General features: G+C 46.7%; 27 protein-coding genes and 1 pseudogene. 10 read left to right on the forward strand and 18 right to left on the reverse strand.

All coding sequences use genetic code 11. The features are described from left to right. Nucleotides 1-97: 97 nt before the first annotated feature. The 3 genes from nfsA to AC3WTF_RS12690 all read right to left on the reverse strand — a co-directional run bounded on the left by nfsA (nt 98) and on the right by AC3WTF_RS12690 (nt 2,797). A complete protein-coding gene (gene nfsA / locus AC3WTF_RS12680; protein ID WP_047936290.1) occupies nt 98-847 on the reverse strand; it encodes an oxygen-insensitive NADPH nitroreductase in 750 nt (249 codons plus the stop codon). A gap of 102 nt (nt 848-949) precedes the next feature. Continuing rightward, nucleotides 950-2,137 carry an FtsW/RodA/SpoVE family cell cycle protein gene (locus AC3WTF_RS12685; protein ID WP_060562386.1) on the reverse strand — a complete coding sequence of 396 codons (1,188 nt, stop codon included), beginning with the start codon at nt 2,135-2,137 and terminating at the stop codon, nt 950-952. Nucleotides 2,138-2,338: 201 nt separating this feature from the next. Next, entirely contained in the window at nt 2,339-2,797 is a 459-nt protein-coding gene (locus AC3WTF_RS12690) for a GNAT family N-acetyltransferase (protein ID WP_015240818.1), read from the reverse strand. Between the two features lie 292 nt (nt 2,798-3,089). On the opposite strand from AC3WTF_RS12690, the gene ywcE reads away from it, so the two are divergent. Beyond that, complete coding sequence (gene ywcE / locus AC3WTF_RS12695) at nt 3,090-3,350, forward strand: spore morphogenesis/germination protein YwcE (RefSeq protein WP_003150937.1); 261 nt, start codon at nt 3,090-3,092, stop codon at nt 3,348-3,350. A 43-nt stretch (nt 3,351-3,393) separates the two neighbouring features. On the opposite strand, the gene qoxD is transcribed toward ywcE, so the two are convergent. From qoxD to qoxA, 4 genes are read right to left on the reverse strand one after another with little or no spacing between them, the layout of a single operon-like run. Further along, entirely contained in the window at nt 3,394-3,762 is a 369-nt protein-coding gene (gene qoxD, locus AC3WTF_RS12700; RefSeq protein ID WP_007407711.1) for a cytochrome aa3 quinol oxidase subunit IV, read from the reverse strand. 1 nt (nt 3,763) lies between these two features. Beyond that, nucleotides 3,764-4,378, reverse strand: coding sequence for a cytochrome aa3 quinol oxidase subunit III (gene qoxC / locus AC3WTF_RS12705; protein ID WP_003150930.1), 615 nt, complete (start codon nt 4,376-4,378; stop codon nt 3,764-3,766). A gap of 14 nt (nt 4,379-4,392) precedes the next feature. Next, nucleotides 4,393-6,342 (reverse strand): cytochrome aa3 quinol oxidase subunit I, encoded by a 1,950-nt coding sequence (qoxB, locus tag AC3WTF_RS12710; protein ID WP_012118743.1) that lies wholly within the window; start codon nt 6,340-6,342, stop codon nt 4,393-4,395. A 27-nt stretch (nt 6,343-6,369) separates the two neighbouring features. Beyond that, nucleotides 6,370-7,335, reverse strand: a complete 966-nt coding sequence (qoxA, locus tag AC3WTF_RS12715) for a cytochrome aa3 quinol oxidase subunit II (RefSeq protein ID WP_012118744.1) — start codon at nt 7,333-7,335, stop codon at nt 6,370-6,372. A gap of 502 nt (nt 7,336-7,837) precedes the next feature. Here qoxA and AC3WTF_RS12720 point away from each other — a divergent pair. Beyond that, the gene (locus AC3WTF_RS12720; RefSeq protein WP_003150926.1) at nt 7,838-8,083 is read left to right on the forward strand and encodes a GlsB/YeaQ/YmgE family stress response membrane protein; all 246 of its coding nucleotides are present in this window, start codon (nt 7,838-7,840) and stop codon (nt 8,081-8,083) included. A 16-nt stretch (nt 8,084-8,099) separates the two neighbouring features. Here AC3WTF_RS12720 and galT read toward each other — a convergent pair whose 3' ends face one another. The 4 genes from galT to AC3WTF_RS12740 form a co-directional block, all read right to left on the reverse strand. After that, entirely contained in the window at nt 8,100-9,641 is a 1,542-nt protein-coding gene (gene galT, locus AC3WTF_RS12725) for a UDP-glucose--hexose-1-phosphate uridylyltransferase (RefSeq protein WP_423396628.1), read from the reverse strand. Next, complete coding sequence (locus AC3WTF_RS12730; RefSeq protein ID WP_042635597.1) at nt 9,631-10,815, reverse strand: galactokinase; 1,185 nt, start codon at nt 10,813-10,815, stop codon at nt 9,631-9,633. The genes galT and AC3WTF_RS12730 overlap by 11 nt, the downstream gene beginning before the upstream one ends. Nucleotides 10,816-10,866: 51 nt before the next feature. Next, nucleotides 10,867-11,253, reverse strand: coding sequence for a GtrA family protein (locus AC3WTF_RS12735; RefSeq protein ID WP_042635745.1), 387 nt, complete (start codon nt 11,251-11,253; stop codon nt 10,867-10,869). A 79-nt stretch (nt 11,254-11,332) separates the two neighbouring features. Beyond that, on the reverse strand, nt 11,333-11,956 hold the full coding sequence (locus AC3WTF_RS12740) for a TetR/AcrR family transcriptional regulator (RefSeq protein WP_014419191.1): 624 nt from the start codon (nt 11,954-11,956) through the stop codon (nt 11,333-11,335). A 335-nt stretch (nt 11,957-12,291) separates the two neighbouring features. On the opposite strand from AC3WTF_RS12740, the gene AC3WTF_RS12745 reads away from it, so the two are divergent. The 3 genes from AC3WTF_RS12745 (at nt 12,292) to AC3WTF_RS12755 (ending at nt 14,024) form a co-directional block, all read left to right on the forward strand. Beyond that, the gene (locus tag AC3WTF_RS12745; RefSeq protein ID WP_003150917.1) at nt 12,292-12,453 is read left to right on the forward strand and encodes an anti-repressor SinI family protein; all 162 of its coding nucleotides are present in this window, start codon (nt 12,292-12,294) and stop codon (nt 12,451-12,453) included. A gap of 216 nt (nt 12,454-12,669) precedes the next feature. Further along, nucleotides 12,670-13,350 (forward strand): class I SAM-dependent methyltransferase, encoded by a 681-nt coding sequence (locus tag AC3WTF_RS12750; RefSeq protein ID WP_032868299.1) that lies wholly within the window; start codon nt 12,670-12,672, stop codon nt 13,348-13,350. Then, nucleotides 13,350-14,024 (forward strand): glycosyltransferase family protein, encoded by a 675-nt coding sequence (locus AC3WTF_RS12755; protein ID WP_032868296.1) that lies wholly within the window; start codon nt 13,350-13,352, stop codon nt 14,022-14,024. Before AC3WTF_RS12750 ends, AC3WTF_RS12755 begins: the two co-directional genes overlap by 1 nt. A gap of 20 nt (nt 14,025-14,044) precedes the next feature. Here AC3WTF_RS12755 and AC3WTF_RS12760 read toward each other — a convergent pair whose 3' ends face one another. The 6 genes and pseudogenes from AC3WTF_RS12760 to cidR form a co-directional block, all read right to left on the reverse strand. Beyond that, nucleotides 14,045-14,647, reverse strand: coding sequence for a DsbA family oxidoreductase (locus tag AC3WTF_RS12760; protein WP_032868295.1), 603 nt, complete (start codon nt 14,645-14,647; stop codon nt 14,045-14,047). A gap of 86 nt (nt 14,648-14,733) precedes the next feature. After that, nucleotides 14,734-15,990, reverse strand: a complete 1,257-nt coding sequence (gene efeB / locus AC3WTF_RS12765) for an iron uptake transporter deferrochelatase/peroxidase subunit (RefSeq protein ID WP_106080252.1) — start codon at nt 15,988-15,990, stop codon at nt 14,734-14,736. Between the two features lie 18 nt (nt 15,991-16,008). Then, nucleotides 16,009-16,328, reverse strand: a pseudogene (locus tag AC3WTF_RS12770) (Efem/EfeO family lipoprotein); the annotation flags it as partial. 75 nt (nt 16,329-16,403) lie between these two features. Next, nucleotides 16,404-17,078 (reverse strand): thiamine phosphate synthase, encoded by a 675-nt coding sequence (thiE, locus tag AC3WTF_RS12775; protein ID WP_039063815.1) that lies wholly within the window; start codon nt 17,076-17,078, stop codon nt 16,404-16,406. Then, complete coding sequence (gene thiM, locus AC3WTF_RS12780) at nt 17,075-17,893, reverse strand: hydroxyethylthiazole kinase (protein WP_003150909.1); 819 nt, start codon at nt 17,891-17,893, stop codon at nt 17,075-17,077. Before thiM ends, thiE begins: the two co-directional genes overlap by 4 nt. A gap of 2 nt (nt 17,894-17,895) precedes the next feature. Continuing rightward, nucleotides 17,896-18,804, reverse strand: coding sequence for a cidABC operon transcriptional activator CidR (gene cidR, locus AC3WTF_RS12785; RefSeq protein WP_047936295.1), 909 nt, complete (start codon nt 18,802-18,804; stop codon nt 17,896-17,898). 106 nt (nt 18,805-18,910) lie between these two features. Here cidR and AC3WTF_RS12790 point away from each other — a divergent pair, with 106 nt between their 5' ends. The 5 genes from AC3WTF_RS12790 (at nt 18,911) to AC3WTF_RS12810 (ending at nt 22,089) form a co-directional block, all read left to right on the forward strand. Next, nucleotides 18,911-19,297, forward strand: coding sequence for a CidA/LrgA family holin-like protein (locus AC3WTF_RS12790; RefSeq protein ID WP_007407725.1), 387 nt, complete (start codon nt 18,911-18,913; stop codon nt 19,295-19,297). Next, on the forward strand, nt 19,279-19,959 hold the full coding sequence (locus tag AC3WTF_RS12795) for a CidB/LrgB family autolysis modulator (protein WP_032868290.1): 681 nt from the start codon (nt 19,279-19,281) through the stop codon (nt 19,957-19,959). Before AC3WTF_RS12790 ends, AC3WTF_RS12795 begins: the two co-directional genes overlap by 19 nt. Nucleotides 19,960-20,088: 129 nt before the next feature. Continuing rightward, nucleotides 20,089-20,283 carry a YwbE family protein gene (locus tag AC3WTF_RS12800; RefSeq protein WP_003150901.1) on the forward strand — a complete coding sequence of 65 codons (195 nt, stop codon included), beginning with the start codon at nt 20,089-20,091 and terminating at the stop codon, nt 20,281-20,283. Between the two features lie 155 nt (nt 20,284-20,438). Further along, nucleotides 20,439-21,200 carry a MerR family transcriptional regulator gene (locus tag AC3WTF_RS12805; protein WP_032867925.1) on the forward strand — a complete coding sequence of 254 codons (762 nt, stop codon included), beginning with the start codon at nt 20,439-20,441 and terminating at the stop codon, nt 21,198-21,200. Continuing rightward, a complete protein-coding gene (locus AC3WTF_RS12810; RefSeq protein WP_020958018.1) occupies nt 21,187-22,089 on the forward strand; it encodes a DUF2268 domain-containing putative Zn-dependent protease in 903 nt (300 codons plus the stop codon). Before AC3WTF_RS12805 ends, AC3WTF_RS12810 begins: the two co-directional genes overlap by 14 nt. 82 nt (nt 22,090-22,171) lie before the next feature. Here AC3WTF_RS12810 and AC3WTF_RS12815 read toward each other — a convergent pair whose 3' ends face one another. Then, on the reverse strand, nt 22,172-23,359 hold the full coding sequence (locus AC3WTF_RS12815; protein ID WP_119001964.1) for a class I SAM-dependent rRNA methyltransferase: 1,188 nt from the start codon (nt 23,357-23,359) through the stop codon (nt 22,172-22,174). Nucleotides 23,360-23,445: the final 86 nt, after the last annotated feature.

A 23,445-nucleotide genomic window follows, 5' to 3' on the forward strand; every position in this document is an offset into this window, starting at 1 on the left:
CAATCACCGATAAACTATCGGCAATTGGCTGTTTAAAAGGTGTTTTGACCCCTGTCTCAAAAACGGGGGGCAGTCCCCGGTCAGGAGAGGTTTTTTCTTAATTCTTTTGAAAACCTTTATCTTTTACATATTGATTTAAATAGGTTCTCGGTTTTTGTTTCATGAACTGCAGGATTTGATCAGACCACGTTTCAACCCGCTTGCCGTTTGTCCTTTTATCATAATAAGCGGAAATGGTTTCATCATATTCCTTCATATAACTGCGGAAGTGTTCTTCATTCGTATCGTACGTGTTTTCATGATATACGGCTTGTTTCGGCAGGCGCGGCTTTTGACCGGACGGATGAGCGGGATGACCGACTACCAAGCCGAACAGCGGTAGCACATGGTCAGGCGTTCCAAGCACTTCCGTCACCTGATCAAGTTCATTTCGAATGCCTCCGATATAACAAATGCCAAGTCCCATTGATTCCGCGGCAACACTTACGTTTTGTGCGGCAAGTGCGGCATCAATGACGCTGACCATAAACATTTCCGTATTCTCAAGAAGCTCGGTAATGTTTTCGCCTTTTTCCTCAGCAAGTTTTTTATGGCGGTACAAATCAGCGCAAAACACAAACAAGTGCCCGTTATTCTCGACGTAAGGCTGGTTTCCGGCCAGTGCCGCCAGCTTCCGCTTTTTCCCCTTATCGGTTACGCCGATGATGGAGTAAGCCTGCACGTAACTGGACGTTGACGCCGCCTGGGCGCTTTTCACTAATGTATCTATCTCTTCTGCTGTCAGAAGCTCGTCAGTAAATGATCGGATCGACCGATGATTAAGTATAGTTTCGATGGTATTGTTCATATAAAAGCCTCCTTCTCTCTATATCATATCCGAAAGGGAATCATGTCAAAAGCGAAATGCTCTAAACAAAAAAAGACAGCCCGAAAAACGAGCCGTCTCACATTAAGAATTGAACAGGTAGCTTTTATATTTCGTCAGCTGCACACTTGCGTTATATACGATCCCGAAGCTGATTAATGTAGAAAGCACCGAGCTCCCCCCATAGCTGACAAACAGCAGCGGAATACCGGTAACCGGCATAATGCCGATATTCATCCCGATGTTCTGGAAGGTGTGAATCACGATAAGTGCAGTAAATCCTACGCAAAAAAACGCGCCAAATCGGTTAAACGCATGCAAGCGGTCAATCAGCACCACAAGTCTGTAAATTAAAAAGAAAAACATGACAACCGCAATGGCGCAGCCTAAAAATCCAAAACTTTCACCCAAAATCGCAAAGATAAAGTCGGTCTGTCCCTCAGGTACGTACACCTTCAGATTATGAACGCCGTTTCCGGTAATGCCGCCCGATCCGATCGCCATAACGGCCTGATCCACCTGCCAGCTTTTATCGCTCTCTGCCTGAGTCGTTGCCGCACTGGAGTCAGACATCCACGATGTAATCCGGTTAATTTGATAATCCGCAATGCCGATTGAATTCGCCACATGGGGAAATTCAATCACGAGAACTAAGAAAAGGCCAAGCACAAGCGCGGCCGAACCGCCGATAATGGTAATCAGCTTCCAGTTTACACCCGACATAAACACCATCACCATAACGATAAACAGACAGATCGCACCCGTTCCGGCATCCTGCAAAACGATCATCCCGATCGGAATAACCGTCCATGCCGCAATTTTCAAAAGCAGATTCACATCTTCCCTAAGTGACCTTTGATCCTTCGGGCCCGCCTTCGATATAATGGACGCGACCATCATCATAATTCCTATTTTCGTGAACTCAGAGGGCTGGAGGGTAAAGCTGCCGATTTTAAACCAGCTCTTCGCTCCGTTTTTAATCGGCGCGATGGATTCCGGCGCCACACGTAAAAGGAGCAGCGACAGCACGCCGGCAATTAACACGTACAGACTCAGTTTTTCAAGCTGCTCTAAATCAAAATACATGATACTGACCATGAGACCGGCTCCGATGACATAAAAGACGATCTGTCTCATCCAGGCACTGCCTCCGTACTGCCCGAACTGTCCGGCCGCATAAATCGCCGCAACACTAATTATTAAAAACACACCAAATATAAAAATCAAATCCCCCTGATAATAGGGATTTTGCTGTTTCTTATATCGACTCATTCTATCCCGCCTTACATTTTCATCGGAAGTCACTATTGTTTATTATACATGAACACCGTTCAAGAAAACATGATGAGGTTGCTTCCTTTTTATTTTTTACGGTTTGGGGACTACACGACATATGACGTGTCAGAAAAGGAAATGTTTCGGTCATGATGAAACTTTTCCGATAAAAAACCCCTTCTCGTCAGAAAAGGGGTTTCAGCCTATGTTTAACGTCATAAACAAGCTGTTCGGGTCCTCTTTATAATGTGCAAACGGATCACAATATTGAAACCCGGCTTTTTCATACAGGCGTCTGGCGGGGAGAAAAGCCTCCATAGAACCGGTTTCTAAGCTGATCCGCTGATAGCCCCGCCGCCTTGCTTCTTCAAGCATATGGCGGAGGATCCGGTTGGCAACGCCTTTTCTGACATGATGCGGAGAGGTTTTCATTGATTTGATCTCACCGTGCCGGCTGTTTAGCTCCTTTAAGGCACCGCAGCCGAGCAGGATGCCGTTTTCCCTCGCACTCCAAAACGTAACGTCAGGCTGACGCAGCCGGTCCGCATTGAGCGCATGTATACTTTCCGGAGGAGAATGCATGGTCATGCTCTTCAGATGATCCTGCAAAAGCGCAAAGACATCCGGCGCTGTGACATCTTCTTTCCTTACGTCCACTTCAAACCACCCTTGCTGTGCATATTTTCTTTGACCATAGCAAAGGTTCACAGCCTGCGCCATTCCATTGTCCGGAAATGTGACAGGGTATTTGGCCTTTCCGGTTTCTTGTACCTATCCAAAAATGAGGCAATAGTTGCAATACATTTCTCGAAAAAGCGGTATCAAAAATTGGAAAACATGGTATAATAATTGTAACAAAATGTTCAAAAAACGACCACAAAACAGACACATTTCATTCTCTGTATTTCATTTTGGAAACGCTCCCATAAAATGAAAGGAGACATGTAAGATGGACATGTTTTTTGCTTATTTACTGGTCGCGAGCGCAACACCCCTCTTTATCTGGCTGGATAACAAAAAAGTCGCTCTTTCGGCCATACCGCCAATTATTCTCATGTGGGTTTTCTTCTACTTTTACGCAACCAGCAGCCTATCCCCTCTCGGCCACACACTCATGATCATCCTGTTTGCCGTCAACGTCATCGTTGCCCATATCGCCGCCTTTATCATTTACGGCCTTCCGCGCCTGCGCCGGAGAAGAAGCCAATAAAGGCACCAAAAACCCTCTTCGCATAAACGAAGAGGGTTTCTTTTTATTCCTGATGTTCGGAATGATGCTTTGCACCGCCAGGAGGGTTTCCATCCATATGGTCACCGTGATGGTAGTGCGCCGCAAAGATCCAGATGGAACCAAGGATGATAACAATCGCTCCGAAAAATCCGAAGAGCGTGTTTCCGACTTGAATTCCGCCGTTTTCGCTTTCTGTCATGTGCATGAACATGAGAAGCTGAAGACCGGCTTGGATAAATGCGAATCCGAAAATGATCCAGAGTTTTGCTGATGGGCTTAATTCCGTATATACTGCAACCCAAAGGGCCAGCAGGGTCAGAATAATAGACAACGCAAAACCTACGATATGCTTCCACGGAAAGTGGCTGTGTTCAGCAGATTTGTTTGCCATATTATAGTCCCCCCAATCCGATGAGATAGACGCCTGTAAAGATGAAGATCCAAACAACGTCTAAGAAGTGCCAGTATAAACTTGAGATAAAGATTTTTGAAGACGTCTGCGGCGTTAATCCGCGTTTCTTCAATTGCAGTAAGATGCCGGCAATCCAGAAGATACCGATCGTTACGTGCGTTCCGTGCGTTCCCAGAAGGACGAAGAATCCAGACCAGAAAGCACTTGTACCGAGAGATGCTCCTTCATGTACATAGTGGATGAACTCGTTAAGCTCACATCCGACGAAGCCCGCGCCAAGAAGAAGCGTAATGATCGTCCAAATGACGACGCCTTTTAAACTTCCGCGACGCATTTCATGAACAGCGATCCCGCAGGTGAAACTGCTGATCAGAAGCAGGAATGTCATGATCATGACAAGCTTCACTTCAAATAATTCAGCCGGTAAGACTCCTCCTGCTGTTCTTCTTTGAAGAACGAAGAAGGTTGCAAATAGTGTTGAGAACAACACAATCTCTGCCCCTAAAAAGATCCAAAACCCGAGAATATTGAGTCTGCCGGTTTCAGATTGATATTCCATAGGCGCGTTAGAATTGCCGTGTTCTGCATGTTCCATAAATCACGCCTCCTTTATTCGGAAATCTTTCTTTCCGTCTCTTTTATTTCTTCAACAGGTATATAGTAGCCATTGTCATATTCAAATGAACGAAGCACCATGCAAAGCAGAATGCCGATCAAGCCGACAATGCCCATCCAGAACCATTCAAATACAAGTCCGAAGCCTGCAATACCGAACGCCACTGACATAATAAGCGGTCTTCCGGAGTTGTGCGGCATATGGATTTTCTTGAACTTGCTTTCCGGATGAATATCCGTTTTGTCTTCTTTCAATTGCAGGTACGCATCTTGAGATTTCACTTCAGGAAGCACCGCAAAGTTGTAATGCGGCGGAATCGCAGATGAAGTCGCCCACTCAAGCGTACGTCCCACGCCCCATGAATCTCCGCTGATCTCGCGAGTAGAGTAGCGGAAGCTGTAGTAGATGTTGTAGCAAAGGATTAAGAATCCGACACCCATCATGAAGGCTCCGACAGTTGAAATAAAGTTCAATGCAGTCCATCCGTCATTCGGTCCGTAAGTGTAAATACGGCGAGGCATACCTTGCAGCCCCAAGAAGTATTGAGGGAAGAAACATACATTAAATCCGATCATAAAGATCCAGAAGAACCATTTTCCGATTCTTTCGTTCAGCTTGTGACCGAACATTTTCGGATACCAGAAAATAAATCCTGCGAAACATGCAAATACCGTACCCGCGATCAGCACATAGTGGAAGTGAGATACGAGGAAGTACGTATTATGGTATTGATAATCCGCTGCAGCCATCGCAAGCATAACCCCTGTTACCCCGCCGACAACGAAGTTCGGAATAAACGCGAGCGCCCACAGCATCGGTGTTGTAAAACTGATCCGGCCTTTATACATCGTAAAGAGCCAGTTAAAGATTTTAACCCCGGTCGGAACCGAAATCGCCATCGTTGTAATCGAGAAGAAAGAGTTAACAGACGCACTGTTCCCCATTGTGAAGAAGTGGTGAGTCCATACAAGGAAACTCAGGACGGAAATGGCGATAATTGAGCCGACCATCGCTTTGTAACCGAATAACTGCTTTCTTGCAAACGCTGAAATAATTTCAGAGAAAATACCGAATGCCGGTAAGATAACGATATATACTTCAGGGTGTCCCCAAATCCAGAACAAGTTAGCCCAAAGCATCGGCATACCGCCGGCTTCCAGCGTGAAAAAGTGAGCGCCGAACAAACGGTCAAATGATAACAGCGCCAATGCCACTGTCAAAACAGGGAAGGCGAATACGATAATAACCATTGTAATCAGCGTCGTCCATGTGAACATCGGCATACGCATCAGCGTCATGCCTTTCGTACGCATTTTCAGGATCGTCACCATAAAGTTGATACCCGTCATCAGCGTACCGATACCGGCAATCTGAAGACCGAGCAGGTAGAAGTTCTCACCAGGCCCGGGACTCATGTCGTTGCTTGCCAGCGGCATGTAACTCGTCCAGCCTGCGTTCGGAGAACCTCCGATAACGAAAGAAATATTGAAAAGCATCGCACCTACGAAGAACGTCCAGAAACTCAGGTTGTTCAAGTAAGGGAATGCTACGTCGCGCGCACCGATCTGCAAAGGTACGACAACGTTGATCAGACCGATTAAAAACGGCATCGCCATGAAGATAATCATGATCGTACCGTGAGTCGTAAAGATCTCATTATAGTGGTTTGAGTCTAAAAAACTGTTATTAGGAAGCGCTAACTGGGCGCGCATCATCAAGCCGTCGACCCCGCCGCGGAACAGCATGATAACAGCAGAGATAATGTACATGATTCCAAGTTTCTTATGGTCTACAGACGTCAGCCATTCAGACCAGAGCCATTTCCACTTTTTGAAGTATGTGAGTACAACGATGATAGCAATAGTGGAAAGCGCAATGGAAACTTGTGCGCCCAGAATTAATGGGTCACCTGTTACAAAAAATTCATCCCATCTCAATTTCATTCGGGCTTCCTCCTTTCTTGTTCAATTTCAATCTTGTTTATCGTCGGATACTTTAAATTCGTTTTTCTTTACATTTTCCCACGGATCTGTTTTAGAGTGCGGTGATACGGCTTTGTAGCCAAGGCGTTTGCGCGCCTCCATCGCATATTCGGCATCTTGGCCGTGGTCAACGTATTTTAAGTGTGTAGAAGAGAACGTTAATTTACCGACATTCTCCGGAAGCATCAGTTCGTCATACTTCTCTTTCGTCAGCTTTGGAGAATCGCTTTGGGCTTTTTTCACCCAGCTGTTAAAGTCTTTTTGCGTAACAGCTTTTACGTTGAATTTCTGGTCGGCAAAGTGTTCGCCGGTGAAGTTCGCGTTGCGGCCTTCATATGTTCCCACTTTGTCAGCCTGTAAGTATTGATCCATCAGCATTCCCGCCATCGCGTATTTTTGTCCCCCAAGCTGAGGAATCCATAGCGATGCCATTGAATCGGCTGAAGAAATTTTAAATAAAACCGGACGGTCTACAGGAATGTTCAGGTAGTTAACCGTCTCAATATCCTGCTCAGGGTAGCTGAATACCCATTTCCAGTCTACCGAAGTAGCATAAACAACAAGAGGCTCTTTATCCTTTGTCGCTTCAGGCGCTTTTTCTAACGAATATATCGTCTGTACGGTAGGCACAGAAAGTGCAATAACAATTAAAATTGGGATCACTGTCCAGACTACTTCTAAGAACGTGTTGCCGTGCATCTCGGGCTTGTAATTTCCGCTGTCTTTGCCTTTGCGGTCGCGGTATTTCACTAAAATGATTGTAAATAGTACGAAAACGACGCCGACAATGAACAGCATAAATCCGATTGACAAGAGAATCAGATCTTTCTGCTGGTCTGCTACAGGTCCTTTCGGATCTAAAACGGAAATGTCGCTGCATCCGCCCAGTACGAAAACAACAGCCAACATCGCTAATAAAAGTAACGGTTTAAATGCTCTGAACAAGAAGATCACCATCCTTCCTATTGATGTAGTGAATCTGAAATGTACTTTCTCAAAATCTTTTCTCTATCTACCTTGTTATGCTATCAAAATCTGCCCTTATTAGCTTTATTTTTTTCTAAAGTTCATCTTTTTTTCGACCTAATGTCACAAAATCGTCAAAAAATGCATGAACTTTTTCCACTTGCGCAAACCAAACATAAAAAGTTTTAGATCATTTAGCATATATAGAGAAAAAAGATAGTGAGAACGAATAATACCAAATAAAGGTTTACCATAATAAAAAACGCTGGTCAACAAAAAGTTTCATTTTGTTAAACATTCTACAAAAGAAATATTTTTTCCTTTGCTCACACCTTTTCACACGGTTTCCATTTTAACGCAACGCATTTTGAAAAAAAAGACCGGAACGCGCCTTGATATGTTCATTATAAAAAACGCATTCATATGTTTAATATGGACAAAACGAAGGAAACATATAGGCATAAATAATAAAAAATAGGAAGTGATATTTATGGGTTTTATCGTATCTCTGATTGTCGCTATTATTATCGGCTGGATCGGAAGTTTATTTGTAAAAGGCAGTATGCCCGGGGGAATCATCGGGTCAATGATCGCCGGTCTGATCGGCGCATGGATCGGGCACGGACTGCTCGGCACATGGGGTCCTCACCTTGCCGGCTTTGCCATCATTCCGGCAATCATCGGAGCTGCGATCGTGGTATTCTTATTCAGCCTGATCGCCAGAAGCAGAGGATAAAAAAAAGCCTCGTCCCTTATGGGATGGGGCTTTTTTCCGGTAGAGCGCCCAAATGGCGGATAAACCGCCGGAAAGCCGCTCTGCCTTCTTCTGTCTGTTTAAAGACGCCGGCATGCTCCAGTATCCGCGCAAAGGCATGGCCGATTTCCTCTTTCAGAATCTGTTCCGCGTTTTCTTTCGTTACCTTCCGCTTATGCAGCACACTGAGCGCCCAATCTTTATGCTTTGCCGCAGAAGGGTCTGCCGTTAAGACCGCTTCCGGGTCCGGTGAGCACAGCGCTTCAGCCGTGTATTTCATTTCTTGTTCAAGGCGGCCCGGCAGAATCGCAAGCCCCATTACCTCAATCAGTCCGATATTTTCTTTTTTCAGGTGATGAACTTCCTGGTGGGGATGAAAAATTCCCAGCGGATGCTCGTCAGAGGTGCGGTTATTTCTGAGGACGAGATCTAATTCGAATAAACCGTTTCTCCGCCGGGCAATCGGCGTAATTGTATTGTGCGGTGTTTCTCCCGAACAGGCGAGGAGATCAGCCGCCTCATCGGAATAACCGCGCCATGCCCGCAGGATGGCATCCGCCGCGCCGGAAAGCTCAGACGCACTCTCGCTTTGCAGGCGGATGACAGACATCGGCCACTTCACAATTCCCAACACCGTTTTCGGATAGTCAGGCAGCCTGTACCGGCTTTCTGTCTCCGCCCGCGCCATCGGGAATTCATAATTGCCCCCCTGAAAATGGTCGTGGCTTAAAATACTGCCGCCGACAATCGGCAGATCAGCATTGGAACCGAGAAAATAATGAGGATACTGGCTGACGAACGACAGCAGCCGGTCAAACGTTTTTTTACTGATCTTCATCGGTTCGTGCCGGTCTTTCAAAACGATGCAATGCTCCCGGTAATACACATACGGAGAAAATTGCAGAAACCACTGCTCATCGCCGAGAATTACCGGAATGACACGAAGGTTTTGACGCGCCGGGTGATCCGGTCTCCCCTCGTACCCGACATTTTCTTTACAAAGAACACATCTCGGATAATCGGATTGAGGCTGCTCTTTGGCAGCGGCAATTGCTTTCGGATCTTTTTCCGGTTTTGAAAGGTTGATCGTGATGTCCAGCTTTCCGTAAGCCGTCTCAGCCGTCCACCCGACATTCCGCTGTATTCTGTCCGAACGGATATAATACACATCCTCTGAAAATCGGTAAAACGCCTTTGTCGCCTGCTCCGGTCCGTGCACCGCCTTTGTTTCTTCAAAACGACGGACAATCTCGGACGGCTGCGGGGCAAAGCAGCCCATGATCTTCGCGCTCAGCAGGTCGCGATAGGTGTCTGTATCGGCTGCAATCCGGCCCGTTTCTGCCGCCCATTCATAAATCGGGGCCAATATGTCCGGCAATGATGCCGCCGATACATTTTCTTTCTGTTCTGGAACCTCCGGATGGGTGATATGCAAAGCTTCATACAAACGGTTTCTCGTATATTCAATATCAAGAAATGAAATCAGCTCTTTTTGCAATCCGTACCGGATTAAACGTTCCACGTGCCGCTCAATTGCCATCGTCATCCCCCTTTAGTTCTCTCGCTCCGGCTCCGACATCCGCCGTGTAAAAGTCAGCTTTTCTCCCTGTCTTCTCCTCATAGCGGGCCCCTGCCGTTTCAATAAAATCCGAAACCGCATCGTCCTTGACGATACTGACCGTACAGCCGCCGAAACCGGCTCCCGTCATCCTTGATCCGATCACCCCGCCGTGGCGCCAGGCCGCTTCAGCCAGTGTATCCAGCTCATGACTCGTCACCTCGTAGTCATCGCGTAAAGAGAGATGCGAATCCCTCATTAATTCACCGATATGATGAAGCTGATTGTTACTGAACATGTCGGCGGCCTCTATTGTGCGGTGATTTTCATAGACGGCGTGTTTCGCCCGGCGTCTGTTCACTTCATTCTGAATCAGCTCCGCATGGGCGTCAAAAGCGGAAGGGGTCAGCTCTCCCAGTGATTGAACGGAAAGATGCTTCTGAAGATCACAAAGCGCTTCCCCGCACTCCTTGAGCCTCGTATTATAGCCTGAGTCTGCAAGCGTTCGTTTTTTATTGGTATTTGCAATAACGATCGACAGCCCCGACAGCCCGAGTTTTGTATATTCAAAGCTGAGCGTCCCGCAATTCAGCAGAATCGCATGATGTTTCTTTCCCATTCCGATGGCGAATTGATCCATTATTCCGCAGCTGACGCCGATAAAGGAATGTTCCGCCGTCTGAGCGAGCTTCACCAAGTCGAGCATATCCGCCTCAAGCTCATGGCATTCCTTGAGAATGACCGCCGTAACAAGTTCAATCGAAGCCGAAGATGACAGCCCCGCGCCGTTCGGGATGTTTCCCCAGAACACAATATCGAAGCCGTGCGGAAGGGAAAAACCGCTGCCGAGACATTCCGCCATGACCCCTTTCGGATAGTTGGCCCACCCGTCCTCTTTTTGATAACGGATATTATCGAGACTGCATTCCTTTATGCCCGCATCTTTAAAATGATGAGAGTACATTCTGACGAGCCTGTCCCCTCTCTCCCGGACGGCTGCATATGTACCGATCGTCAGCGCGCAAGGAAAGACGTGGCCCCCGTTATAATCCGTATGCTCTCCGATGAGATTCACTCTGCCGGGCGCAAAGAAAATGCGCAGGTCCTCCGATTCCCCGAATACATCAGCAAACGCTTTCTTTATTGTGTGCTTCATACGCATCCCCTTTCACCATTACACTTTCCCCCGGGGCGCGGAAAGAAACCGTTATGACACGCCCTCTTCTTTCGCTTTTCTGAAGACAATCCACTTGCTGGCCGCATAGTTGACGACTACGATAATGACGTTATCTGCGATTTTCGCCAACGTTTCGTTCATATGAAATTGACTGACCAGAAGAATCATCATGGCGAGATCGATGGCGAGGGACAATACCCGCACGCTGAAAAAGGCCGTCAATTCTTTCATCAGACTCCGCATCCCCGCGGTCTTTTGCTGAAATACATACAGTTTATTCGTGACATATGCAAATAGAACGGACAGAACCCAAGCAGCGACGGTCGCCGCCTTGTAATCCATCTCAAATGCCGACGTCAGAAAGTAAAAACTGACGATATTCACGATGGTCGTGAATATCCCCATAATGATATACATCATAATTTCTCTGTAGCGCATGGCAGTTCCTCACTTTCTGAAAGACTTTTCTAAACCTTTTGTCAAATCAAGAAGAACGTTACCCTGATTTTCTGCCGCTGACAAAAACATAGAGCGCGTCAAACATGCTGCGGAAAGTAACCGGCCTTCCCAGCACATTGGATTGCTTAATCATCCCGTCGATGAGCGCGCACATCATTTTAGCGGTATGCTCGGTATCTATATGGTCTTCTATTAAATTTCTCGATTTGAGCCAATTTATGTACATGGTGCTTTCTTCTATCCATAACTTATAAAGACGGATATAAGCTTCATATTCACTGACGACTTTGTAAGTAGGCATATGAACGGCAAAAGACACAACATTCCAGGCAGGCTTGCTGTTTACAAACCGCATCAACAGGCTGGCCGCGCTTGCCGCAGCTTCACAAAGCGTCAACGGCCGCGCTGTTTGCTTTTCTAATTCATCGAGATAGCCGGTGATGATCCTTTTTTTAATCTGACGCCTGTCTAATAAATGCTTCAGAAAATCTTCCTTGCTTTCAAAATGAACGTAAAACGCGCCTTTGCTGAAACCCGCCGCTTTACTGATGTCATCGATTGAGACTGAATCGTAAGCTCTTTCAATCAGGAGATGAAGGCCTGCGTCAATAAAACTTTCAAATGTTTCTTCTCTCTTAATTTGAAATTTGTTTTTTTTCATTTTTTACCCCAGCTGTTTGATCATTCACTTTATCTTACACCGAATCATTCTTTTGCGGTATTTTTTATGCAAAAAGAATATGCTATTCGACGCTTTGAGGGTAAATATTAATAGGTCATATGATTTATTTTTATTTGCATACTATCCAGTCAGTATTTATTTGTTTATTATTATACGTAAGAATTCTTGAAGGATTTTGGTTATTTCAGTCATTTTCTTAGGGAATAGGTAGGTGAATTCATCTTCAATTTGGGATTACCGGCCAACTATGTGTGATATTTGTTATACATTGGCTGCTGTAGCTGGGCAAATCAATTTTTCAATTGGAGGTTCTTATGAAAACTCATGTAATGAAAGATATAGATCAAGATTGGCAATTGTTAATTCAAGAGGCTAGAATCATGGGTTTGCACATTGACGATGTGAGGCGCTTCTTAAATACTGAAAAAGCGGTGAAGAAAAAAACACCAATGAAAAACACCATCCGCCAGCGGTAAGATTACAGGCGGATCCTTTTACTATATGACCTGCCACAGTCCGCCCGCACCCGAGTTTTCAAAGGAACAGCCGCAATAAGAGGGGAATCAGAGAACAAACCGTATACCGGACAACCATTCCCGTCCGCATTCCGCAATTGAACAGCCAAACATGGTGATATGAGATCCCCCCGCTGCATATCTTGTGTATATGCCCATTTATGAGGTGATACACAGATGGATACGAATCCCTATTATGATGAAAAACAACAGAACTACTACGAAGGCCTGAATCCTTATTTATTGAACAAAATAGACGAAAACTGGCGGACAGTGCTTGATGTCGGCTGCGGCACAGGCAATTTAGGAGCGGCGATCGAAGACCGCGGAATAACGGTTTACGGCATTGAAGCGTATCCCGAAGCCGCAAAAAAGGCGGAAAGCAAATTGAGCCACGTGCTTTGCGGCGACATTGAATCCGCCATTCTTCCGTACGATTCAGAGCAATTCGACTGCATGCTGTTCGGAGACGTTCTGGAGCATCTTGTCGACCCGTGGTCCGTGCTGAAAAAGCTTCGTCCTTATGTAAAAAAAGACGGCACGGTGCTTGCATGCATACCGAATGTCGGCCACATCTCAGTGGTGCTGGAGCTTTTAGCCGGCAAATGGACTTACAGTGACGCCGGATTAATGGATCAGACCCACCTGCGTTTTTTTACCCGTGAAGAGACACTTTCATTATTTAAAGCTGCCGGCTATGAGGTGAAACGCATTGAGGCGATCCGCGTTGATCACCCCTCTTACCACAAAGCCATCGCAGCATTGCACGAAGTATGCGTACAGCTTGGCATAAGGCATGACTTTATGACAGAAGCATCGGCCTATCAATATGTGATTGAGGCCGAGAGGAGCATGTAATGGATTCACATTCATTTCTGTTTGTCGTCTGTGTGAATGACGAGTCGCTCTACTCCCGATGCAAAAGCCATATCATGCAGCTTACCGTCCCCCCTTCATACTCCGTTGATATCATGCCGATATACGATTCAGCAAGCATGGCCTCGTCCTACAACAAAGCGCTGAGACACCCCTCCAAATATAAAATTTATCTGCATCAGGATACCTTTATCATTCATCAGCATTTCCTACATGACATGCTTCATATCTTTCAAACTCATCAGGAGCTCGGCCTTCTCGGTGTCGCCGGCTGCAAAACCCTGCCGCCGAACGGCATTTGGTGGGAAAGCGGAGAGCGGATGGGAAAAGTGATTGAATACCGGGGGAATGCTTATCACCCGCTGGACTTTGAGCACGGCGATGAAGACGGCCTGTTTACGCCCGCTGACGCCATTGACGGCTTGTTAATGGCGGCTCAATATGACGTGGAGTGGCGGGAGGATTTGTTTCGCGGCTTTCATTTTTACGACACATCACAGTCGCTTGAATTTCAAAAACACGGCTATCAAGTCGGCGTCGCCTGCCAGAAAGACCCTTGGTGCCTTCATTTTTGCGGCGACTCATTTGACGCCGCGGCATATGAAGCGGACAGACAAACATTTGTCAAACACTATATGGCAAAGCCCTCTCGCTGATCGAGAGGGCTTTTTTCGGGTTAACGTTTATTCAGTTCCCGCTCAATGATTTGTTCAAAGGTTTCCTTTCCCGCCGCGCCAGGGATTCTCTCATCGCCGATGATAAACGTCGGCACTGCCGTAATGCCGGCTTCCTCATAAGCATGGCGGAGCGCTTCCCGCTGTACGTGTCTGTACGCTCTTGTCTCAAGCGCCTCTTTGAAGGTAGCGCCGTCAAGTCCGGCTTCTTCCGCAAGCTTTGTCAGCACGCCAACGTCACCGATATTTTGCTCTTCCTGAAAGAACGCCTGAAAAACGCGTGTATGGTATTCGCTTCCTTTCCCATGTTCCTTTGCGAAATGAAAGCCTTCAAATGCCAAATCCGTGTAAGGATGCGGTGACACGCGGGGGAACGTGATTTCAACGCCTAACGACTGCGCCATCGGCTCAATGGAGTTTTTCCACATCTGCCGCTTGGCGGGATCATTCACCGGATCAAGTTTCGGCGAGGGGCTCGGACGCAATTCAAACGGCATCCATTCCACCTGTACGTCCTTGTCCTTGATTGCTTCTTCAAACGCCGCTTTGCCGACAAAGCAAAACGGACATACATAATCAGAATATACTTTAATCTGCAGTGTCATTGTAAGTCTCCTTTCCTTTTTATTTTAAGTTGTAACATATGTAGTTACAAGTGTTTTTTTTAAAAACACCCTCCATATGGAAGGTGTCACGATTCCAGCAGCCTTTGGGCGATATATTCTCCTTTTTTACAGCCGCCGGGACAGGCGAATAAGGAAGAGCCGATCGTTTGTGTGTATTCATTCAGCGCATCCTTTGCCGCCAAAGCCTTCAGCATCGGGACAAATTGGCGGTCCGGGTCTTTTTGAAAGCAGATAAACAGCAGGCCTGCGTCAACATAGCCCGTCTGTGGATCAATTCCGTCCGTATAGGAAAATGCCCGGCGCAGAATCTGTCTGCCGGTTGATTTTGCCACGCTGACATGCGAGTCGGCGGGAATTTGATTCAGCTTCACGGGATCAGTTTCCTTTTTTTGTCCGAAAGGCGCGCCCGAGCTTTTCACCCGCCCGAACGTGTCCTCTTGCTCCTTCAAGGATGAACGGTCCCATATATCTAAAAACATCTTAATTTTCCTAAACGCCATGTACGTGCCGCCCGTCATCCAGTCAGGCTCTCCTGATTGAACCCAAACGATCGAATTCATCAGGTTTTCATCCTTTGTGCTTTGGTTGCCGGTGCCGTCTTTAAATCCGAAGAGGTTGCGCGGTGTTTCTCCGTTTTTCCCGCCGCTTAAGAAACCTTTATTGAGAAAGCGGACTTCGCACACCCCCGATGCCTGTTTCATCAGGTTGCGCACCGCGTGAAACGCCGTTTGTTCATTATCCGCGCAGACCTGTATGACGATATCACCGCCGCCTTGTTTCTTATCAAGCTTGTCGTTAGGCATCGGCGGAATATCGGCGAGATGCTTCGGTTTTTTATCTTTCAGTCCGAAGCGGTCCTTCCCGTCTTTCTCGAAAAACCCGGGGCCGAAGCCGAAGGTAACGGTCAAATTCGCCGGTGCCAGATCCTGCGACTCCCCGGTATCCTGCGGAGGCATATATTTATTTTTCTGTTCGCCCGACGGGACGGCGCCTGAAGTCAGCAGCTGCGTCAGGCTTGTCCATTGTTTGAAAAGGGAGATGACATCGGCTTTGTCGCTTGACATGACATCAAGCGCCGCAAAATACACATACGTCTGATGCGCCGTTGTGATTCCCGCTTGGTGCTTTCCGTAAAAAGGAACGATTTGATCACGATCACGTTTTTCATCATTCTTCTTTGAAGCGGTGGCCGCCGGTTTGAAGAGCGGCGCGAGTCCTCCGAGGCCGCTCGCTCCGACAGCAACGGCGGCGCCCGCGACGGCGCCCCACTTCAGGACATCCCGTCTGTGGATCTGTTTTTCCTTGTTTTGTTCATCGCTCATGCTGCGTCTTAACTCCTTTTAAAGCACATCGGCAATCTTCGACATGGTTTCAGAAAGGGCCGTCAGCTTCGTGCTTATCTCTCTGATTTGATCTGTACTTAATGTATCACAAGACATATACGATTGATCGCACGTTTTGTATTTCGACATCAAACCTTCAAATTCGCTGAATTCCGCATCAAGTTTTTCCGTGACCTCGAAATGATCTCTCACTGCGCGCTTTTCACTGTTTCATAGAGGGCTTTTAAGCCTTCGGCGCCGGCAATGATTGGTTCAGGCATCACTTTGAGCGAAGCGATAGAGCCGTCAAACACTTCGGTCGATATTGCAAGCTGATTGCCCTGTTCTTGACATACGGCTTATATTCTCCAAGTCCGTCACTGCCTTTTTGCGCACACAGAAAAAGGGCCGCCCTATCGGGACAGCCCTGCTTTGGAGCGCCGAATTTCCTCTGAAAACTTCCGCGCCGCCGCTTTTGGATCTTCGGCTTGGCTGATGGCGCTGATCATGCTGACGCCGTCTGCACCCGCTTCAATGACGGGCGCCGCGTTGTCAGCCGTAATGCCGCCGATTCCTACAATCGGAATGGTGATGCCCTGACGCCGCACCTCTTCAATCAATGTAACGCCCTGCACGGCTTCAGCATCTTTTTTTGTTTCGGTCGGATAGACCGGGCCCATTCCGACGTAATCGGCTCCGGCTTCTTCCGCCCGCTTCACCTCGGAGACGTTATGTGCTGACACACCGAGTATCATATCGCCGATTGCCGCTCTCGTTTCTTCGGCGTCTGCGTCATCCTGCCCGATATGCACTCCGTCCGCCTCAAGGCGCAAGGCCAATTCGACATCATCATTAATGATGAAAGGAATCCCGGCCTGCCTGCAGACATCCTGCACCCGCTTCGCGAACAGAACACGTTCCTCCCCTGTTAAAGAACCGCTCCCCTTTTCCCGAAATTGAAAAAGCGTAGCGCCGCCCTCAATGGCTTTTTTCACCACGGAAACGGGGTCTGCGCTTGTATTGTTTGATCCCATAATAAAATAAACCGATAACATATCCTTCATCATTTCCCGAGAAATACGCGTCATTTTTCTGTCACCCTTTCAATTGCGGCAAGCTCGGCCGCTTCTTGTTCTGAGATGCTTGCCAGCTTGTTTAAAAGCTCAATCTGGAAGCTGCCCGGCCCCTTATGGGAGGTGTCCAGAGCGGCAAGCTGAGCGGCGCTTCCGTATACAGAAACGGCTGAAACGGCCGCTTGCAGAACGTCCTGCCCCGCTGCGCAGAAGGCTCCGATTACAGACGTCAGCAAGCATCCCGCCCCCGTCACCTTCGTCAGCAGTTTATCACCGTTATGTACGGCGTATGTGTCGGTGCCGTCGGAGATGACGTCGGTTTTTCCGGTAATCGCAATGACCGTCTTCAGCCCGCTTGCAGCCGTCTTAGCGAGCTGAACCACATCTCCTCCGGCTTCCCCCGCATCCACGCCTTTTATCTTCCAATCAGGGGCGCCGGCAATATTGGCGATTTCCGCGGCATTTCCGCGAATGACGGACAAGCGGACCTCCTGTATGATCTTGCGGGCTGATGCCGTCCGAAACGGCGTGGCGCCGGCGCCTACCGGATCAAAAATGACCGGAACGCCGTTTTCATTGGCCGATTTTCCGGCCGCGATCATAGCTTCAACCGACGCCGAACTGAGGGTTCCTATATTCAGGACGAGCGCTCCTGCGATTTTCGCCATGTCGGCTGCCTCCTCAATTGCATAAGCCATAACGGGCGATGCGCCGAGCGCGAGCAGTCCGTTAGCGGTGAAGTTCGTGACGACATTATTGGTGATACTGTGAACGAGCGGGTTTTGATCCCGCACTTTACTCAAGTGTTGAGCTGCGGTTTGTGCGTCCATGCTTAATCATCCTTTTTTCTCTTTTTCGGATTCCATAAATACGATTTCGTATGCTCCAGCCAGGCTCTGGCGGCAAAGGACATATAGCGGTCTTTCCGCCAAATGATGGCTAAATGCCACGGAATGACCGGATGAACGAGCGGAATGGTTCTGACTTTGTCAGGATCAAGACCGCGGCAGATTCTTTCCGGCAGCAGGCCGATACCGAGGTTGGCCGATACCATTTCGCTGATAAAGTCCCACTGTGACGTTTCATAAATGACGTGAGGCCTGAATCCGGCTTTCACGCATTCCGTCATAATTCGATTATGAAGGACAAAATCCTCCCTGAAAAATATGAACGGCTCTTCTTTCAATTCGTGGAGACTGCATTCTTTCTCGTCAGCGAGCCGATGTGACGGATGGACGACGAGCATAAGGGTTTCCTTGACGATTGTGAACGTATGAAAAACCTCTTCATTCGCGGGAAGTACGACGACCCCGATATCAAGCGAGCCGTCCTCCACCCCTTGCTGCACTTTAATAGAGCCGTCCTCAACAAGCTGAAACGTCACATCGGGATATGTGACGCGGAAGTCACCGAGCACTCTCGGGAAAAAGCCGGACCCGATCATCGGCGGAAGACCGATGCGGACGTGCCCTTTCTTCACTTCCATAATATCGTTCAGCTCTGACGTCAGGTTTTGGAAGGACTTTGTGATTTCCTGCGCCTGCACATACATGCTCTGCCCGGCGTCAGTCAGTTCAACTTGCCGGCCATTGCGGTAAAACAGCTTAATGCCGAGCTCCGTCTCCAGGTTTTTAATCATTTTTGAGATTGTCGGCTGTGAAACATACAGAGACTGTGAAGCCTTCGTAAAGCTTTTCAAACGGGCCACTTCCAAAAAATACGTTAAGTGCCGGATATCCATTACATTTCATCCTTTCTATAGACAAAAGGAATACACATTATTCTTTATATGTATTTTACCTATAGCAAAACCTTCTGTACAATATAAATATAAGGGAGGCATCATTATGAAAAAATTGCTGCTTACCGTTATTCAAATCGCTCTGCTGTTTATATTTGCGCGTCTGATCAATTGGGTCACGGCGGCTCTTCATATAAATATTCCCGGCAGTATAATCGGGATTGTGATTCTTTTCACATTATTGCATTTCAAGATTATCAAACTTGAATGGATTGAGCTTGGCGCAGCATGGCTCCTCGGTGAGCTGCTGCTGTTTTTCATCCCGTCTGCCGTCGGAGTGATTGAATACGGAGATATTATGTCTAAATTCGGCGTAAGCATTTTACTTGTCGTCGTCATCAGCACATTTGTCGTGATGGTTTCAACAGGTACGCTTACACAGCTGATAGCAAAAAGAAAGGAGAAAAAACAAACGTGTTCATCGGAATCATAAGTTTATTCTTAACTGTCTTAGTATATTTGGGCGCGAAAAAACTCTACACTCGTTTTCCGCGGGTGTATACGTCGCCGCTTCTGATTACGCCCGCTGTTTTGGTCGTACTGCTGCTTCTTGTCAATGTCCCGTATCAGACATACAATCTCGGCGGCGGACTGCTGACCGATATGCTTCAGCCGGCAACAGTGGCGTTCGCTATCCCGCTTTATAAATATTTCCCGATTTTAAAGAAATACGCCGTGGAAATTATTTTGAACGTAGCGGTCGGTTCATGTATCGCCATTCTGTCAACGGCCTTTATCGCGAAATGGTTCCATCTCGGCAGCAGCTTAGTCGACAGTCTCGTGCCGCGATCCGTGACGACGCCGATTGCCATGAACGTTTCAGAAATGATCGGCGGGATGCCGGCCGTTACAGCGGTTTTCGTCATTTTAACGGCTTTATTGGGAACGATCATCGGGCCGATGGTCATCCGCTATTTCCGCATTGATAACGAAATTGCCCGGGGCGTGCTGCTCGGAACTAGCGCGCACGGAGCGGGAACATCTAAAGCATTTGAGCTCAGCTCCGTATCAGGAACGATCTCAAGCGTGTCCATGATTCTCGCCGCAATTATGACGCTGGGCGCGGCCCCGATTTTGCTTTCGTTTATGTCATAAAAGACTGCTCCTTACAGAGCGGTCTTTTTTTATTTGCTATGAAGGATTGATTCGTCTGTCCTTCATAAAATGGCGAAAACACGATATGATAAGATATGAAGTGAAAAGACTGAAGAACGGATGTGTCATATGAACGGCCAGCAGCGAAGCAGCATCAGAAAAGGACTTGAAGTCGATATCGTCCTGAAAGCCGATCAGCGTTCAGGAAAGCTGACAAGAGGAATCGTGAAGGATATTTTGACGAACTCAAGCTTCCACCCGCGCGGCATTAAGGTCCGCCTTGAAGACGGGCGAATCGGCCGGGTGCAGCACATTATTGAATAGAAAAGAGCCGGAGCTTCACGCCCGGCTTTTTTTCTTTAATTTCAGCAATGAAATCCTCATATGTTCTCCCTTTATATACAAAAAATCTTTAACTAACTATTGACTCTTACGTTGCGTAATACTTTAGAGTAGCCATTAAGGAGGCGGCAAACGTGATGGGTATGAAAGTAAAAGAAGTAGCTGAACTGATTGGAGTAAGCATACGTACTCTCCATCATTACGATCAAATTGGATTATTGACTCCTCAGGAAACGACAGATTCCGGTTATCGGCTTTATTCTGAAGAGAATCTTGAACAGCTGCAGCAGATACTATTTTTCAAGGAGCTCGATTTCTCCTTAAAAGAGATTAAAGAAATCATTAATAGTCCTTCATTTAACCGAAGGGAGGCATTAATTTTACAAAAGAAAATGTTGATTGAGAAACGGAATAGAGTCGATAAGATGATTGAAACCATCGATAAATCAATCAAACATATGATGGGAGAGATTTGCATGACGAACAAAGAGCGGTTTGAGGGAATGAACTTCAATCATAATCTTTATGAACAAGAAGCTCGCAAACGGTGGGGTGATCAACCTGTCGATAAGGTAAATATTAGATTGAAAAACATGACTGATGGTGAGCAAAAAGATTTATCTGATAAGTGGACTGCAATGTTCAATAAATTTGCACTCCTTATTAACCAATCTCCCAAGTCCCCAGACGTACAAACAGCTATCAAAGAGTGGTTTGATTTTCTCAATGAAAATTTTGGTGAATATTCTTTTGATGCCTTTTACGGATTAGGTCAACTCTATATTGAAGATAAACGCTTCACTAAGAACATCGATCAGTATGGTGAAGGGTTGGCGAAGCTCATGAGTGATGCCATTACAATTTATATAGATCATCAAAAAAAGGGTGGTACCCATTAAAATCATTATCGAGGATACAATTGGGCAATACGAAACGTTATTTTCAATGATTGAAAATAGAGAAGACTATTATCGGTATTCAATGATGAAACCTTTTGAAGATATGTGGAAAAAGATTAATGTTCCCTTAAAGGCAAAGCAGCCTAACGGATATGATGTAATCATGGCTGCAAATATGCTGGGCTATCTGAGCATATTTGATACGGAAACCGGAAGAAAAGCATTAGAGAATCTAAAAGAAATTCAAGCTCTTCAAATTGCATATGGCACTTTAACTCATTGTGTAGAATTTATCCAGCAAAACCACTTAAAAATAAATGCTGATGAAATAAGGTTTGGGATGTATTTGGCCAATCAAAAAAAGCTTGAGTTACATAGAGGGTATTGTGGATTCGGAGGAATTCCGGGATTTATTCAAGTTTCAATATTCCCCAATTCATATAACATACCGAGACTGCCTGCTGTAATCGCACATGAATTCCATCATAATATTCGTTTTTCGTATTTCAATTGGGATTATGGGAACGTAACGGTTGGTGATTACTTAATTATAGAGGGATTGGCAGAATCGTTTGCCAAAGAACTTTACGGAGAAGCTCTGTTAGGTCCCTGGGTTACTTCTTTTGAAAAAGAAGACTTAGAATACTCAAAAGAAATCATCAAAGACTCATTAAATGTGAAAGGATTTGCTGAGGTCAGCAGTTACATGTTTGGCGACACCTTTGCAGCCGAACAAGGTTATCAGCCTGTCGGCTTATCACCGTTTGCAGGTTATGCGGTTGGCTACCAAGCGGTGCAATCCTTCATGAAAGCCAACAATGTGGGGATTAGTGAGGCCACTTTACTTAGCACAGATGAGATACTAAGTAATAGCGGGTTGTTTCTTTAAGATATGAAGATTATTTTATCCCGTATTAACGCGATGAAAGAGGGTTTTCTTTTCCCCTCTTTCCACGCTATAAATGGTCATTCTATTTTTTCCGCAAGAAAACAACCTTCAAATAGTTCCCTTCTTTAAACGCGGGAATCGTTTTGAAATCTTCCGGAAGCGTGTATTCTTCCAAAATGTCGTAACGCTCATTTGTTTCTTTAAAGGCGGTCTCTATAAAGCCTTTAAATTTCTTCATATTGAAGGCGCTGCTGTTTGTCGAAGCGACGATGATGCCGTTTTTTGCGGTGATGGCGATCGTTTCCTTCAGCAGATTTTTATAATCTTTCGCCGCGCTGAACGTCCGTTTTTTTGTGCGGGCGAAAGAAGGCGGATCAAGGATGATGAGGTCAAACTCCAGCCCTTTTTTCTCCGCATAGCCGAAGTATTTGAAAACATCCATGACTTTAATGTCATGCGCCTCATAATCAATTCCGTTGGCGCTGAACTGTTCAATCGTTTTTGCGAGACTGCGGTTGGCGACATCGACGCTGGTCGTTTTATCAGCTCCGCCAAGCGCCGCCGCAACGGAAAATGCCCCCGTATAAGAGAACGTATTCAGCACCCGTCTGCCGTTTGCATACTTGTCCCGAATCGCTTTGCGCACATGACGCTGGTCTAAGAAAATGCCCGTCATCGCCCCGTCGTTTAGATCCACCGCGTATCGGATGCCGTTTTCTTGAACAATGACCGGAAAATCTCCTCTTTCGCCTTTGACAAAATCGTCGTCTTCCACGTATTGCCCGGCCGTATCGAATCGTTTCTTTTCGTAGATCGCTTTATGAGAAAGCTCCAGTCCGTCAATCGCCTCAATCATGCTGTCCTTATAAGCGTAAATGCCTTTACTGTACCATTGAATCAGCAGATAACCGTCATAAAAGTCAATCGTGACGCCGCCGATGCCGTCGCCCTCACCGTTGAACAGCCGGAACGCCGTCGTATCGGGCGCCTTAAACAGATGGGCTCTTGCTTCAGCCGCTTTTTTCAGCTTGTCCAGAAAGAAACGTCCGTCGATCCGTTCATCTCTCTCGCGGGACAGCACCCAGCCGACTCCTTTATTCTGCAAACCGTAATAGCCTTTTCCGATAAACTCACCCTTCTCGGATGTCACATCAAAAAGATCGCCCTCTGTTAAATGAGCCGAGCTTCCGGACAGAGCGTCTTTTTCAATCAGGGGGAATCCTTTTTTCAGCTTTCCGGCAAATGTATCTTTCACTGTAAGTAGCTTCATTGTGCATTCCTCTTTCGTTTTGCTTTCTCTTATCGTACCATAAAACATGATCAACACCGCATTGTCCCGAAAAATTCAAAACAGGG

Source organism: Bacillus sp. EB106-06-01-XG163 (genome assembly GCF_058791615.1).

What these genes read in the sequence shown, in the direction of transcription:
- ywcE (WP_003150937.1), top strand. Translation starts at nt 3,090, where the DNA reads ATGGACATGTTTTTTGCTTATTTACTGGTCGCGAGCGCAACACCCCTC.
- AC3WTF_RS12720 (WP_003150926.1), top strand. Translation starts at nt 7,838, where the DNA reads ATGGGTTTTATCGTATCTCTGATTGTCGCTATTATTATCGGCTGGATC.
- AC3WTF_RS12790 (WP_007407725.1), top strand. Translation starts at nt 18,911, where the DNA reads ATGAAAAAATTGCTGCTTACCGTTATTCAAATCGCTCTGCTGTTTATA.
- AC3WTF_RS12750 (WP_032868299.1), top strand. Translation starts at nt 12,670, where the DNA reads ATGGATACGAATCCCTATTATGATGAAAAACAACAGAACTACTACGAA.
- thiE (WP_039063815.1), bottom strand. Translation starts at nt 17,078, where the DNA reads ATGACGCGTATTTCTCGGGAAATGATGAAGGATATGTTATCGGTTTAT.
- qoxB (WP_012118743.1), bottom strand. Translation starts at nt 6,342, where the DNA reads ATGAAATTGAGATGGGATGAATTTTTTGTAACAGGTGACCCATTAATT.
- AC3WTF_RS12745 (WP_003150917.1), top strand. Translation starts at nt 12,292, where the DNA reads ATGAAAACTCATGTAATGAAAGATATAGATCAAGATTGGCAATTGTTA.
- AC3WTF_RS12730 (WP_042635597.1), bottom strand. Translation starts at nt 10,815, where the DNA reads ATGAAGCACACAATAAAGAAAGCGTTTGCTGATGTATTCGGGGAATCG.
- AC3WTF_RS12735 (WP_042635745.1), bottom strand. Translation starts at nt 11,253, where the DNA reads ATGTATATCATTATGGGGATATTCACGACCATCGTGAATATCGTCAGT.
- AC3WTF_RS12740 (WP_014419191.1), bottom strand. Translation starts at nt 11,956, where the DNA reads ATGAAAAAAAACAAATTTCAAATTAAGAGAGAAGAAACATTTGAAAGT.
- qoxC (WP_003150930.1), bottom strand. Translation starts at nt 4,378, where the DNA reads ATGGAACATGCAGAACACGGCAATTCTAACGCGCCTATGGAATATCAA.
- AC3WTF_RS12800 (WP_003150901.1), top strand. Translation starts at nt 20,089, where the DNA reads ATGAACGGCCAGCAGCGAAGCAGCATCAGAAAAGGACTTGAAGTCGAT.
- cidR (WP_047936295.1), bottom strand. Translation starts at nt 18,804, where the DNA reads ATGGATATCCGGCACTTAACGTATTTTTTGGAAGTGGCCCGTTTGAAA.
- nfsA (WP_047936290.1), bottom strand. Translation starts at nt 847, where the DNA reads ATGAACAATACCATCGAAACTATACTTAATCATCGGTCGATCCGATCA.
- AC3WTF_RS12685 (WP_060562386.1), bottom strand. Translation starts at nt 2,137, where the DNA reads ATGAGTCGATATAAGAAACAGCAAAATCCCTATTATCAGGGGGATTTG.
- qoxD (WP_007407711.1), bottom strand. Translation starts at nt 3,762, where the DNA reads ATGGCAAACAAATCTGCTGAACACAGCCACTTTCCGTGGAAGCATATC.
- AC3WTF_RS12760 (WP_032868295.1), bottom strand. Translation starts at nt 14,647, where the DNA reads ATGACACTGCAGATTAAAGTATATTCTGATTATGTATGTCCGTTTTGC.
- AC3WTF_RS12815 (WP_119001964.1), bottom strand. Translation starts at nt 23,359, where the DNA reads ATGAAGCTACTTACAGTGAAAGATACATTTGCCGGAAAGCTGAAAAAA.
- thiM (WP_003150909.1), bottom strand. Translation starts at nt 17,893, where the DNA reads ATGGACGCACAAACCGCAGCTCAACACTTGAGTAAAGTGCGGGATCAA.
- AC3WTF_RS12755 (WP_032868296.1), top strand. Translation starts at nt 13,350, where the DNA reads ATGGATTCACATTCATTTCTGTTTGTCGTCTGTGTGAATGACGAGTCG.
- galT (WP_423396628.1), bottom strand. Translation starts at nt 9,641, where the DNA reads ATGGCAATTGAGCGGCACGTGGAACGTTTAATCCGGTACGGATTGCAA.
- efeB (WP_106080252.1), bottom strand. Translation starts at nt 15,990, where the DNA reads ATGAGCGATGAACAAAACAAGGAAAAACAGATCCACAGACGGGATGTC.
- AC3WTF_RS12805 (WP_032867925.1), top strand. Translation starts at nt 20,439, where the DNA reads ATGGGTATGAAAGTAAAAGAAGTAGCTGAACTGATTGGAGTAAGCATA.